The 13,352-nt window shown below is 61.3% G+C and carries 11 protein-coding genes and 1 pseudogene; 7 read left to right on the top strand and 5 right to left on the bottom strand.

Annotation, left to right across the window (positions count from 1 at the left end):
• A partial coding sequence (locus tag PHF15_RS13590) for an integrase core domain-containing protein (RefSeq protein ID WP_300120569.1) occupies positions 1-87 on the top strand: 87 nt, incomplete at its 5' end.
• Positions 88-178: 91 nt separating this feature from the next.
• On the opposite strand, the gene icmF is transcribed toward PHF15_RS13590, so the two are convergent.
• The 4 genes from icmF to PHF15_RS13610 form a co-directional block, all read right to left on the bottom strand.
• Entirely contained in the window at positions 179-3,544 is a 3,366-nt protein-coding gene (gene icmF, locus PHF15_RS13595; RefSeq protein ID WP_300121841.1) for a fused isobutyryl-CoA mutase/GTPase IcmF, read from the bottom strand.
• 155 nt (positions 3,545-3,699) lie between these two features.
• Positions 3,700-5,652, bottom strand: coding sequence for a TRAP transporter large permease subunit (locus PHF15_RS13600; RefSeq protein WP_300121843.1), 1,953 nt, complete (start codon positions 5,650-5,652; stop codon positions 3,700-3,702).
• Positions 5,649-6,275 carry a TRAP transporter small permease subunit gene (locus PHF15_RS13605; protein ID WP_300121844.1) on the bottom strand — a complete coding sequence of 209 codons (627 nt, stop codon included), beginning with the start codon at positions 6,273-6,275 and terminating at the stop codon, positions 5,649-5,651. Before PHF15_RS13605 ends, PHF15_RS13600 begins: the two co-directional genes overlap by 4 nt.
• 85 nt (positions 6,276-6,360) lie before the next feature.
• Positions 6,361-7,479, bottom strand: a complete 1,119-nt coding sequence (locus PHF15_RS13610; protein WP_300121845.1) for a C4-dicarboxylate ABC transporter — start codon at positions 7,477-7,479, stop codon at positions 6,361-6,363.
• A gap of 477 nt (positions 7,480-7,956) precedes the next feature.
• Between PHF15_RS13610 and PHF15_RS13615 the strand changes: the two are divergent.
• The 3 genes and pseudogenes from PHF15_RS13615 to PHF15_RS13625 all read left to right on the top strand — a co-directional run.
• Positions 7,957-8,256, top strand: a pseudogene (locus PHF15_RS13615) (MBL fold metallo-hydrolase); the annotation flags it as partial.
• A gap of 174 nt (positions 8,257-8,430) precedes the next feature.
• Complete coding sequence (locus PHF15_RS13620) at positions 8,431-8,868, top strand: rhodanese-like domain-containing protein (RefSeq protein ID WP_300121895.1); 438 nt, start codon at positions 8,431-8,433, stop codon at positions 8,866-8,868.
• A gap of 10 nt (positions 8,869-8,878) precedes the next feature.
• Entirely contained in the window at positions 8,879-9,643 is a 765-nt protein-coding gene (locus PHF15_RS13625; RefSeq protein ID WP_300121846.1) for a type III pantothenate kinase, read from the top strand.
• 45 nt (positions 9,644-9,688) lie between these two features.
• Here the strand turns inward: PHF15_RS13625 and PHF15_RS13630 are convergent, their stop codons facing one another.
• Positions 9,689-10,879 carry a M20 aminoacylase family protein gene (locus PHF15_RS13630; protein ID WP_300121847.1) on the bottom strand — a complete coding sequence of 397 codons (1,191 nt, stop codon included), beginning with the start codon at positions 10,877-10,879 and terminating at the stop codon, positions 9,689-9,691.
• Between the two features lie 208 nt (positions 10,880-11,087).
• Here PHF15_RS13630 and PHF15_RS13635 point away from each other — a divergent pair, with 208 nt between their 5' ends.
• From PHF15_RS13635 to PHF15_RS13645, 3 genes are read left to right on the top strand one after another with little or no spacing between them, the layout of a single operon-like run.
• Entirely contained in the window at positions 11,088-11,318 is a 231-nt protein-coding gene (locus PHF15_RS13635) for a hypothetical protein (RefSeq protein WP_300121848.1), read from the top strand.
• Positions 11,319-11,329: 11 nt separating this feature from the next.
• On the top strand, positions 11,330-12,544 hold the full coding sequence (locus tag PHF15_RS13640) for a histidine kinase (protein ID WP_300121849.1): 1,215 nt from the start codon (positions 11,330-11,332) through the stop codon (positions 12,542-12,544).
• A complete protein-coding gene (locus tag PHF15_RS13645) occupies positions 12,541-13,344 on the top strand; it encodes a LytTR family DNA-binding domain-containing protein (RefSeq protein WP_300121850.1) in 804 nt (267 codons plus the stop codon). The genes PHF15_RS13640 and PHF15_RS13645 overlap by 4 nt, the downstream gene beginning before the upstream one ends.
• The last annotated feature ends 8 nt before the right edge of the window (positions 13,345-13,352 follow it).

Consider the following 13,352-nt stretch of genomic DNA (forward strand, 5'->3'; position numbering starts at 1 on the left):
CAATGGACCTGGTCCTACAATCACGACCGCCCTCACATGGCCCTGGGCGGGATCACCCCAAAGCAGCGGCTACTAAAGGCTGCATAACCCTCTACTTCTGACGCCAGTGGAAAAAGGGGGGATTACCCGACGGCTTCACTCACTATGGCGGAATGAAGTCCGCCCTGCTCACCAAACCTCACATATTGCGCCGGTATTGCCCGCCGACCTCGAACAGGGCGTTGGTGATCTGGCCCAGGCTGCAAACCCGCACCGCGTCCATCAGCACCTCGAACACATTCCGGTTGTCGATCACGGCCTGCTTCAGGCGCGCCAGCATGGCCGGGGCTTCCTTGGCGTGGCGCGCGTGGAAGTCGGCCAGGCGCTGCAACTGACTCTGCTTTTCTTCTTCGGTTGAGCGCGCCAGTTCCAGCTTGTCGTTGACCGGATCGCCATGCGGGTTGCGGAAGGTGTTGACCCCGATGATGGGCAACTCGCCGGTGTGCTTGAGCATCTCGTAGTGCATCGATTCATCCTGAATCTTGCCGCGCTGGTAGCCGGTTTCCATGGCGCCGAGCACACCGCCGCGCTCGGTGATGCGCTCAAACTCCAGCAGCACGGCTTCTTCAACCAATTCGGTCAGTTCCTCAATGACGAAGGCGCCCTGTGACGGGTTTTCGTTCTTGGCCAGACCCCATTCGCGGTTGATGATGAGCTGGATCGCCATGGCGCGGCGTACAGAATCCTCAGTCGGCGTGGTGATAGCCTCGTCGAACGCGTTGGTGTGCAGGCTGTTGCAGTTGTCATAGATGGCAATCAGCGCCTGCAAGGTGGTGCGGATGTCGTTGAACTGGATTTCCTGCGCGTGCAGGCTGCGGCCGCTGGTCTGGATGTGGTACTTGAGTTTCTGGCTGCGCTCGTTGGCGCCGTACTTCTCTTTCATGGCCACGGCCCAGATGCGCCGAGCCACCCGGCCCATCACGGTGTATTCGGGGTCCATGCCGTTGCTGAAGAAGAAGCTTAAATTTGGCGCAAAGTCGTCGATGTGCATGCCGCGCGCCAGGTAGGCTTCCACAAAAGTGAAGCCGTTGCTGAGCGTGAACGCCAGCTGGCTGATCGGATTGGCACCGGCTTCGGCGATGTGGTAGCCGGAAATGGACACGCTATAGAAATTACGCACGTTGTGGTGCACAAAGTAACTGGCAATGTCGCCCATGACTTTCAGGCTGAATTCGGTGCTGAAGATGCAGGTGTTCTGGCCCTGGTCTTCTTTCAGGATGTCTGCCTGCACCGTGCCGCGCACATTGGCCAGCACCCATTCGCGGATTTTTTGCGCCTCGGTGTCGGTCGGCTCACGGCCGTTGTCTGCCGCAAATTTTTCCAGGTTCTGGTCAATCGCGGCATTCATGAACATGGCCAGAATGCTCGGCGCCGGGCCGTTGATGGTCATGGACACGCTGGTGTTGGGCGAGCACAAATCGAAGCCGCCGTAAAGCACTTTCAGGTCGTCGATGGTGGCAATGGAAACGCCACTGTTGCCGACCTTGCCGTAGATGTCCGGGCGCGGGTCGGGGTCGTTGCCATAGAGCGTGACCGAATCAAAAGCGGTGGACAGGCGCTTGGCCGCCATGCCGGAACTGAGCAGCTTAAAGCGCTTGTTGGTGCGAAACGGGTCGCCTTCACCGGCGAACATGCGCGTAGGGTCTTCGCCCTCGCGCTTGAAGGCAAAGGTGCCGGCGGTGTAGGGGTAGCTGCCGGGCACGTTGTCGAGCATCAGCCACTTGAGGATTTCGCCGTGGTCCTCGTACTGCGGCAGGCAGACCTTGCGGATGGTGGTGCCGCTCAAGCTTTTGGTGGTGAGCGCGGTGCGGATTTCCTTGTCGCGGATCCTGACCACGTATTCGTCACCGGCGTAAGCCAATTGCATGGCGGGCCACTGCCCCAGCAATTTGGCGGCGGCCGGGTCTTGGCGCTCACTACGGGCCTGGGCCAATTCAAGTACCGTGCCGTAGGCACCGGGTTTGGCTGTGCCGTCCTTGCACGGGTCAGCGGCCAGCAGCATCTGCGCGCTGGCCTTGAGCTGCTGGATTTCACGCGCCAATCTGGCCTGCGCGCGGGCTTTGGACTTGTAGCCGCGTACGGTGTCGCTGATTTCGGCCAGGTAGCGGGTGCGCGCGGCAGGCAGCACCGGGGTCTGGTTGGTGCTGTGGCGCACATTGACCCTGGGCAGCTTGCCCTCGGAAACGGGCAGGCCGAGCTCGGCCAGGCGCACTTTGAGTGCCTGGTACAGCGCGGTCACTCCGTCGTCGTTGAAGCGCGCGGCCATGGTGCCGAACACCGGCATCTGCTCCGTCGGAACAGCCCAGGCCTCCTTGTTGCGCTGCACCTGCTTGGCCACGTCACGCAGCGCGTCACTGGCGCCCTTGCGGTCGAACTTGTTGATGACGACAAACTCGGCAAAGTCGAGCATGTCGATTTTTTCCAACTGGCTGGCGGCACCGAATTCGGGCGTCATGACGTACATGGGCACATCGACCAGCGGCACGATGGCCGCGTCGCCCTGGCCAATGCCCGAGGTCTCGACAATGACCAGATCGAACCCTGCCACCTTGCAGGCCGCAATCACATCGGGCAGGGCGGCGCTGATCTCGCTGCCGAAGTCGCGCGTGGCCAGGCTGCGCATGAAGACGCGCTGGTTGTTGCCCGTTCGGGCTGGGCTTGTCGAAGCCCAGGGGTTGATGGCATTCATGCGGATTCGGTCGCCCAGCAACGCACCACCGCTCTTGCGCCGCGACGGGTCGATGCTGATCACCGCCACGCGCAAACTGTCCTCTTGGTCCAGCCGCAGGCGGCGAATCAACTCGTCGGTGAGGCTGGACTTGCCGGCGCCGCCAGTGCCGGTGATGCCGAGCACCGGAATCTTCCTGGTCGCGGCGAGCGCCTGGATGTCTTTGGCGAGTGCCTTGAACGGCTTGGATAGCGCCGCCTTGGCCTGGCCGGCGGCGGCTTCGTTCTCAAGTCCGGTGATGAGTTGCGCCAGCGCGCGCCAGCTCAGTTCGGTGTGGCCCTGGATGGCTTCGATGCGGGTGGGTGCGTATTGCGTCAGATCTTTATCGCAGCGCATCACCATCTCGCCGATCATGCCGGCCAGACCCATGCGCTGGCCGTCTTCGGGGCTGTAGATGCGGGTCACGCCGTAGTCCATCAACTCCTTGATCTCGCTGGGCACGATCACGCCTCCGCCGCCGCCAAAGACCTGGATGTGCGCGCCGCCGCGGCTCTTGAGCAGATCGACCATGTACTTGAAATACTCCACATGGCCGCCCTGGTAGGAGCTCATGGCAATGCCCTGCGCGTCTTCCTGCAGGGCGGCGGTGACCACCTCATCGACACTCCGGTTGTGGCCCAAGTGGATCACCTCGGCACCCATGCTTTGCAAAATGCGGCGCATGATGTTGATGGCGGCGTCGTGGCCGTCGAACAGGCTGGCGGCGGTGACAAAGCGCACCTTGTTCACAGGGCGGTAATTGGCCAGGGCCTTGAAGTCGGCGGACAGGTCGGTCATGGTGGGTGTCTCCAGTGGCAGTTTGCAAATGTCAAAACCAGCGATCAGACTAGCAAACGCTGACTTGACGTTGACGTAAACGTCAATCTTAGCGGATTTGAAAATGAAAGGGGCGCCAGTGCGCCCCTTTCAGCCTTCACATGAATACCAACGGCCTACTTGTAGAGCAGCTGCGGCAACCACAAGCCGATCGCCGGAAACTGGTATAGCAGGATGATGGCGATCACCTGGATGCCCATGAAGGGCAACATACCGGCAAAAATCTGATTGAGCGTGACATGCGGCGGGCTCACGCCTTTCAGGTAGAAGGCCGCCATGGCCACGGGTGGGCTTAAAAATGCCGTTTGCAGATTCAACGCCACCAGCAGCCCGAAGAACAGGGGGTCGATGTTGAAGTGGGGCAGCAGCGGGATGAAGATCGGCATGAAAATGACGATGATCTCGGTCCACTCCAGCGGCCAGCCCAGCAAAAAAATGACGATCTGCGCCAGAATCATGAACTGCACCGGTGTCAGCTCCATCCCCAGCACCCAGGTGTTGATCAGCTCCTGACCGCCCAGCAAGGCAAACGCGGCCGAGAAAATGCTGGAGCCGACGAACAGCCAGCACACCATGGCGCTGGTCTTGGCCGTGAGGTAAACCGACTCCCGCATCACCGTCATGTTGAGCCGCCGGTAGGCGCCTGCCAGCAACAGACCGCCCATGGAGCCCATGGCCGCTGCCTCGGTGGGTGTTGCCAAGCCAAACACAATGGTGCCCAGCACCGCGAGAATCATGATGGCCAGCGGGAAAAACGAGCCCAGCAGCATCTTGAAGATTTCCAGCCGGGTGAAGCTGAAGATGGCATAGAAAATGATCAGCGCCACTGCGCAACTGGCCAGGCCAATCCAGAACGTCATCGGCGCAGGCACGCGCTCCTGCTCTGCCACAGGCTCAGCTGCCACCGCCGCGGCAGCCACCTGCTCCGCGGCAACCGGCGCGGCAGGCGCGGCGGGCGCCTCGGCCACAGCACCCAGCGGGGCGGGGGCTTCGTCAGCGGCCGGGGGCGACTGCAGGCCATCTTCTGCCTCGGGTTCGGCCAGGCCACCTTCTTCGGCAGGCGCGTCAAATGAGGAACCGCCCATGGCCACAACCTCCCCGGCCACCTCCGGCGGCAGCGGCGCCGTCACCTTCAGGTAAATGCCGCCCATGATGAGCATCACGGTGATCGCTGGCAGCAGGGCGATGAACAAGTGATTGACCAGCGTCTTCATCGGCACGGCCGCATTGCGCTTGCCCTTGATGGCGCCAATCAGGCCCGGCAGCACTTTGTTGCTGACGTTGGTGGACACAATTTCCGCAAACTCGGGCAGCGGCACGTGCCGGTCCTCGGCCGACATGGGTGGTGCCATGTGGGGCTTGAGCTTGGCCAGAATGATGACATAGACAACGTACAGGCCGGCCAGCATCAGGCCGGGAAAAAACGCACCCGCATACAGCTTGACCACCGACACGCCGGCCGTGGCGCCGTACACGATCAACATCACGGACGGCGGAATCAGAATGCCCAGGCAACCGCCGGCGGTGATGGCGCCCGCCGAGAGCTGCACGCTGTATCCGGCGCGCAACATGGCAGGCAAAGCCAGCAGGCCCATCAAGGTCACCACGGCGCCCACGATGCCGGTGGCCGTGGCAAAAATGGCGCAGGTGATGATGGTCGCCACCGCCAATGAGCCCGGTATCCGCGCCGTGGCCAGGTGCATGCTCTTGAACAGTTTCTCGATCAGGTTGGCGCGCTCGATCAGGTAACCCATGAACACAAACAGCGGGATCGAGATCAGCACGTCGTTGGACATCACCGAATAGGTGCGCTGCACCATCAGGTCGAGCGTCTGCTGCACCGCCAGGCCCGGGTTCTGACTTCGGTAGGCAATCCAGGCAAACACCATGCCCATGCCCATCAGGGTAAAGGCGGTGGGAAACCCCAGCATGATGGCTACCACCACCAGCGCCAGCATCAGCAGCCCCAAATGACCGTTCGTCATTTGCGCGGGCGACGGCAACAAAATAAACGCGGCCAGCACGACCATGGCCATGATCGTCAGCCCAAACCAGACTTCTTTTCTCACTTCTCACTCCCGTTGGGCTTGCTCACAAACGCGTCCAGCTTGGCAATATCTTCGTCTTTCACGTGCACCATTTCTTTCAATTTTGCGACGTCGACTTCGGCCACATCGTCCCCGCGTGAGGGCCAATCTCCCTGTTTCAGACACACGATGCAACGCACGATTTCAACCAGCCCCTGCGCCAGCAAAAAAGCACCGGCGATCGGAATGATGGTCTTGAACGGGTACACCGGCGGACCATTGGCCGTGACGTTGGAGTGCTCGTTGATGACCCAGGATTCGGCAGCGAAGTTGTAGCCAGCCCAGGCCAGCGCCACCACGCCGGGGATAAAAAACAGAAGGTAGAGCACCAGGTCAAGACCGGCTTGCAGGCGTGGCGGGAAAAATCCGTAAAGAACGTCGCCGCGCACATGACCGTTTTTGGACAAGGTGTATGCGCCCGACATCATGAACAGGGTGCCATACATCATGCTCATGACGTCAAAAGCCCAGGGATGCGGGTTGTCCATCACATAGCGCGAGAAGACCTCCCAGGAAATCATCAAGGTGAGCGCCAGAATCAGCCAGGAAAAAAACTGGCCAATGACGGTACTGAGCTTGTCGATCGTAAGAAGCAATTTCTGCATGAGGGATACCTAATTGAAAAAATCAGCCCTGCGGGCAAGACCCGCAGGGCTGATCCAGGAAGCAAAAAAAGCAAACTTTTTCGGGTCAGGCCTTTTTGCCGCCGAAGAAATGCCCCACCGCCATTTTGCGGCTGACATAGGTGTCCTGGTCCCACTTCACGGCGCGCTGGGCAAAGGCTTTTTGCGAGGCCACAATTTCCTTGAACAAGGGGTTTTCTGCAGATTTCTTGGCCACGATCTCGTCCCACAACTTGAGTTGATCCTGCAGCACGGAATCGGGAGTTTTGTAAAACTTGACCTTGTCCTTGGTCTGAAGCTCGATGTAATCCTTGGAATAACGGTCAATGGCCTTCCAGGACATGTCGGCAGACGCGGCTTCGGTGGCACCGGCAATGATGGCTTTCATCTTGGCGGGCAGAGCGTCGTACTTGGTCTTGTTGAACATGATCTCGAACGTTTCCGCGCTCTGGTGATAGCTTTGCAGCATGCAGACCTTGGACACATCGGCGAAGCCAAGCAGGCGGTCCGAACTGGCGTTGTTGAACTCGGCGCCGTCCAGCAAACCGCGGTCCATGGCGGGCACGATCTCGCCACCTGGCAGCGCGTTCACAGCGGCACCCATGGCGGTGAACAAGTCGATGGCCAGACCGTTGGTGCGGAACTTGAGGCCCTTGAAATCGCTCGATTTTGTGATCGGCTTCTTGAACCAGCCCAGCGGCTGCGTGGCCATGGGGCCATACAGGAACGATTGCACATTGCCGCCAATGGACGCGTAGAGCTTGGCCAGAAGCTCGGCACCGCCGCCGTACTTGTGCCAGGCCAGCACCATGTTGGCGTCCATGCCGAAAGCCGGGCCGGAGTTCCACAATGCCAGTGCGTTTTGCTTGCCGTAGTGGTAACCCAGCACGCCATGGCCGCCATCGAGCGTGCCCTTGGACACCGCTTCGAGCAAACCAAAAGCCGGCACCACGGAACCTGCGGGCAGCACCTCGATTTTGAGGTCGCCGCCGGTCATGTCATTCACCTTTTTGGCGTAATCGAGGGCGTATTCATGAAAAATGTCCTTGGCCGGCCAAGTGCTCTGCCAGCGCATTTGGATCGGACCAGTCTGTGCTTTCGCAATCATGGGGGCAGACATGGCACCTGCGGCAATGGCAGCACCTTTGAGCAGGCTGCGACGACGGGGGGTTTTGCTATCGGTCAAGGAAGTCTCCTGTTGTAAATAATGGGCTTCTTATTTTCAACACAGATGCTTCCGCAAAAGATTAGGGTTTTCACTCACATGAGCCCGTTACCTTCACAAAAGACTTTTTACTTTTCCGCTTGTACTCCGGGCATAAAGCTCACTTTATGTGTCTCCCACGCGACAAATAGGTCATAAGACCTTTTGCCGACCGCAACATCCACGGGAGTTACAGTTCAGATTGAGTACACCGTTCCCTAGACCTTAGCCCATACCCCATTGCCCGCCCACCCCGCCATGAACCCGATTCAACTCTTCGACACCGCATCGAGCACTTACACCTATGTGCTGTTTGACACCAGCACGCGCGATGCCATCATCATCGACCCGGTGGACACGCAGCTTGAGCGCGACCTGCAGGTGCTGCGCGACTACGGCCTGAAACTGGCCTTGACGCTTGAAACACACGCCCATGCCGACCACATCACCAGCGCCGGGATGCTGGCTGAGCTGGCCGGCGCCAAAACCGCTGCGCCAGTGGACTGTGGCATCAGCACGGCGGCGGTGCAACTCAAGGATGGCGCCATCCTGAGCTTTGGCACTGAGAAGCTGCGCGCCATGCACACCCCCGGCCACACCGCAGGCAGCATGAGTTTTGTATGGCGCGACCACGTCTTCACCGGCGACACGCTGCTGATCAACGGCTGCGGTCGCACCGATTTTCAAAGTGGCAGTTCCGAGGCCATGTACCACAGTCTGACCCAGGTGCTGTTCAAGCTGCCTGATGGCACCACCGTGTGGCCAGGCCATGATTACCAGGGCAAGACCAGCTCGACCATCGGCGCCGAGAAAGCCGGCAATGCCCGGATGGCAGGAAAGACCGAGGCAGAGTTTGTCGCCATCATGGACGCGCTGCACTTGCCACCGCCCAAACGCATCGCTGAAGCGGTGCCCGCCAACCTGCACGGCGGCCTGCGCCACGATGCGCACCCCGCCAACAGCTTGCAGGTGCAACCGGCCGCTGGCTACGCGGGCGACGTCAGCTGCGCGCTGGCCTGGGCGTGGGTGCAGCATGGCGAGGCCGTGCTGGTCGATGTGCGCACCGATGCCGAGCGCGCCTGGGTCGGCTTTGTGCCCGATGCCGAGACGGTGGCCTGGAAGCAGTGGCCAGGCATGGTGACCAACCCCAGCTTCGATGCAGAACTGCTGGCCGCGGTACCCCCTGGAAAAAAAGTGGTGCTGCTGTGCCGCAGCGGCCTGCGCTCCATCGCAGCCGCCAAACGCGCCACCGAACTTGGTCTGCAGGCGTACAACATTCTGGATGGTTTTGAAGGCGACCCCGACGGCAACGCGCACCGCGGTCACAAAGGCGGATGGCGCCTGAGCGGATTGCCGTGGCGACAGAGCTGATAATGCCGCCATGACTTTTTTGGCCATTGATGTCGGCAACACCCGTTTGAAATGGGCGTTGCACACCGCTCCCCATCGCAATGCACCGCTGCTGGCGCAAGGTGTCGAGTTTCTTGAAAATATCGACCGACTGGCCAATGGCGACTGGGGCGGCCTGCCTCATCCGACCCGCATGCTGGGCTGCACCGTGGCAGGCGACGTCGTCAAACGCCGGGTCGAAGAGCAAATGGAGTTGTGGGATGTGTCCGCCAACTGGGTGGTGGCCAACAGCGTTGAGGCCGGCCTGACCAATGGCTACGACTACCCGGCGCGCCTGGGCGCCGACCGCTGGGTGGCCATGATCGGCGCCTGGCACCGCAGCCTGGCGCAGGGCCCGGCGCGCCCGCTGGTGGTGGTTATGGTGGGTACCGCCGTGACGGTGGATGCCATCGACACGCAGGGCAAATTTTTGGGCGGCCTGATCCTGCCCGGCCACGGCATCATGCTGCGCGCGCTGGAATCCGGCACCGCTGGCTTGCACGTGCCCACCGGCAACGTCTGCGAATTTCCCACCAACACCAGTGATGCCCTCACCAGCGGCGGCACCTACGCCATCGCCGGCGCCATGGAGCGCATGGTGCAGCACCTGCGCCAGCATTGCGCACAAGAGCCGCGCTGCATCATGACCGGCGGTGCCGCCTGGAAGATGGCCCCCAGCATGTCGGTGCCGTTTGAGCTGGTGGACAACCTGCTGTTCGAGGGACTGCTGGAAATGGCGGCGCGGCGCTTTGGCTGAGCGACCGCAGGCGGTCCCCCTGTAGGAGCGGCGAGGGCGCCGCTCCTACAGGGGTTTTAGCCAGACCTCAGCCAGACGCACCCAGTAAGTCGCCCCCAGCGGCAGCAGTCCGTCATTGAAGTCATAACTCGGGTTGTGCAGCATGCACGGCCCGCCGCCGTGCCCCAGGGCGCGGTGGTCACCGTCACCATTGCCAATAAAAACGTAGCAACCGGGCTTGGCTTGCAGCATGAAGGAAAAGTCTTCGGCGCCCATGGTCGGCTCCTGCGCCAGCACCTGGTCAGCACCCACGATATCGGTCATCACTTGGCGCGCAAAGTCGGCTTCGGCCGCGCTGTTGATGGTGGGCGGGTAGTTGCGCCTGAATTCAATGTCGGCGCGCAGGCAAGATGCGGCACAGAGATGCTCGGTCATCACCCGCATGCGCTGCTCGATCTGATCGAGCACCGCCAGCGAAAAAGTGCGCACCGTGCCTTGCAGCTCACAGGAATTTGGAATGACGTTGGTGGCCTCCCCAGCATGAATCATGGTGACCGAAATTACGCCCGCATCAATGGGTTTCAGGTTCCGGCTGATGATGGTCTGGAACGATTGCACCAGTTGGCAGGCCACCGGCACCGGGTCCAGCGCGTTGTGCGGCATGGCGGCGTGACCGCCTTTGCCGTGCAGGGTGATCTTGAATTCATTGCTGGAAGCCATCACCGGGCCGCTGCTCACCGCAAACTGTCCCAGCACCATGCCGGGCCAGTTGTGCATGCCAAACACCGCGTCCATCGGAAACTTCTCGAACAAGCCGTCCTGGATCATCTCGCGCGCACCGCCACCACCTTCTTCGGCGGGCTGAAAAATCAGATAGACCGTGCCATCAAAATTGCGCTGCGTGGCAAGGTACTGCGCGGCGGCCAGCAGCATGGCCGTGTGACCGTCGTGGCCGCAGGCGTGCATCTTGCCGCGCTCGGTGCTGGCGTGGGCAAAGGTGTTGGCCTCCTGCATCGGCAGCGCGTCCATGTCGGCGCGCAGTCCAATGGCTCGGTTCGAGGTGCCCGCCTTGACAATACCGACCACTCCGGTGGTACCCAGGCCACGATGGATTGGAATACCCCACTCGGTGAGCTTGGCGGCCACCACATCGGCGGTGCGGAACTCGTTGAAGCACAGCTCGGGGTGGGCATGCAGGTCGCGGCGCAACTCAGCCACCGCGGCGGCCTGGGACACGATGGAATCGATCAGGTTCATGTTGGCTCCTTCGCTTCCAGTCTAAATCTTTCGCCAAGGCAGCGCTCTTTTGGGGACGCTCATCGCCTGCCATTGCCATTCATCGCACCGAGCCGCAGTTCATCGCAAAGCGGGTGCACCACACCGTTGAGATGCCTAAAGTTCACCCATCGCAGTCAACCGGCTGCCTCGATCAACCCGAAACCACTTTTGCAACAAGGAGCTCACCATGAATCGCGCCACCATCCAGCCACTGAAACTGAGCGCAGCCATTTTGAGCATCGCCATCAACCTGGTTCTGTTGCTGGCCATCGATACCGGCTTTGCTTCTCAAGCGGCGCCCAGCCTGCGCGTGGTGCAGTTGCCCACCGTCACCGTCCATGGCAAACGCCTGCCCCGCGCGGGCGCTGCGGTGACCGCAGCCTGCACACCCTGCACAAGCAGCGCCCATTCACATTAAACTTTGAAGCCATGAACACTCCCCACGACGCGCCCAAGACTGTTGCCATGGCCTGGCTCAAACGCCTGAATGCCACACTCAGCGCCTGGGCGGCATCGCTGAGCTGGTGGCGCCTGATCCTTCTGGCCTTGATCGCTGTGATGGCCGGGTCCATCATTGCGGAAAACCTGAAGCTCTCGCACGAGAGAAGACACGAGGTCGTCAGGAAAACCAGCACGCAGCCTGCGGAGCCAGCCGGCAGCACCTCCAAGACCTGCAAGACGCAAGAAATCATTATTGGCGGCAAGCAAACTGTCGTCATCACCGAGAAGGGCTGCACGCCGGCGACGCCGGCCTCCGCCGCCAGTGAAAGTGGTACCGGCGAAGCGCCGATCCGCATTGAAGTTCCGGTCTTGCCAGGCGGCGAGGACGTGGCTGGTGACAATGAAACCGAACTGGTCATTGAACGGACCCTGGGTGGCTGGATCAGCGACGTGTTCTCCGCGCTGTTGGTGGCCTTCTTTGCCTACCTGGCAGCGGCCAAGATCATCATGCGCAAGACGGCCGAATCGGATGCCAAACTGCAGGTGGCCAACGCCAGCGCCGAGCGCGAGGCGATGCAACGCCAATTGGTGCAGGCGCGGTTGAAATTGCTGCAAGCCCAGGTGGAACCGCACTTTTTGTTCAACACGCTGGCGGCCGTGGACTACCTGATCGAAACCGACCCCAGGCGCGCCTCCGAAATGCAGAAGCTGCTGATCGCTTACTTGCGCGCCGCGTTGCCACAGATGCGCCAGGAGTCTTCGACCCTGGGACGGGAGCTGGCGCTGATCAAGCCTTATCTGGAACTGCTCAAGTTGCGCATTGAAGACCGGCTGAGCTATGACATCCAGGTGCCCGTCGGGCTGGAGTCCACGGTGTTCCCGCCGATGGTGCTGCAAACGCTGGTGGAAAACGCCATCAAACACGGCATTGAACCCAAGCCCGAGGGCGGTCGCGTCACGGTCTCCGCGCAGGTGGTGGACGGCCATTTGCAGGTGGAGGTGGCCGATACCGGCGTTGGCTTGGGCGTGGGCAACATCTACGCATCCAGCACACAGGGCACGGGCCTGGGGCTGGACAACATCCGCAACCGACTGACCCTGCTGTACCCGGGTGCCAGCAGCCTGGAATTGCGTGCCGGCGTGCCTTGCGGTACCGTGGCGCGCCTGACCATTCCCTACCGCGCCGAAGTGACCAAATCATGATAACTGGCCAGGTTGACCTGCCCCCGGTGCGCGCCCTGATTGCCGACGACGAGCGTTTGCTGCGTGAGCAATTGCAGGCCCGACTGGTCGAATGCTGGCCGGAACTGCAGGTCTGTGGCATCGCCCGCGACGGACTCGAAGCCGTGCGCCTGACGTCTGAGCTCAACCCCGACGTGGTGTTTCTGGACATCCGCATGCCCGGTCTCACCGGCATCGAGGCGGCGCGCGAGATTGCCGCACAAGTTCACTGGCGCGGCGAAATTGTGTTTGTCACTGCCTACGATGAATATGCGGTCACGGCGTTTGAGGAAGGAGCCGTGGACTATCTGCTCAAGCCGGTCGAGCGCGCACGGCTCGACGTGACCGTAGCCCGGTTGCGCGCCCGCCTGGCGCAGGTCAACCCCCCGGACCATCAGGGCGCACTGCTGCAAACCCTGACGCAGTTGCAGGCGCGCCTGAACGGCAATGCCACGCCCAGGTTGCGCTGGCTGCAATGCGGCGTCGGTAGCAGCACCCGGCTGGTGAATGTGGAAGACGTGCTGTTTTTCCGCTCAGACGAAAAATACACGCGGGTTCAATTGCAGCATCAGGAGGCTTTTGTCCGCACCCCGATCCGCGAACTGATCGTCCAGCTCGACCCGCAGCAGTTCTGGCAGATTCACCGCTCGACCGTCGTCAACCTGGGCGCCGTGGCTGCGGTGCAGCGCGACGACAGCGGGCGCCAGCGGGTCACACTGAAGCAGCATCCTGAAGTGCTGGAAGTCAGCAGGGGGTTCAACCATTTGTTTCGAGGTACATAATTATTCCC

Source organism: Rhodoferax sp. (assembly GCF_028689295.1).
Classification (GTDB): Bacteria; Pseudomonadota; Gammaproteobacteria; order Burkholderiales; family Burkholderiaceae_C; genus Rhodoferax.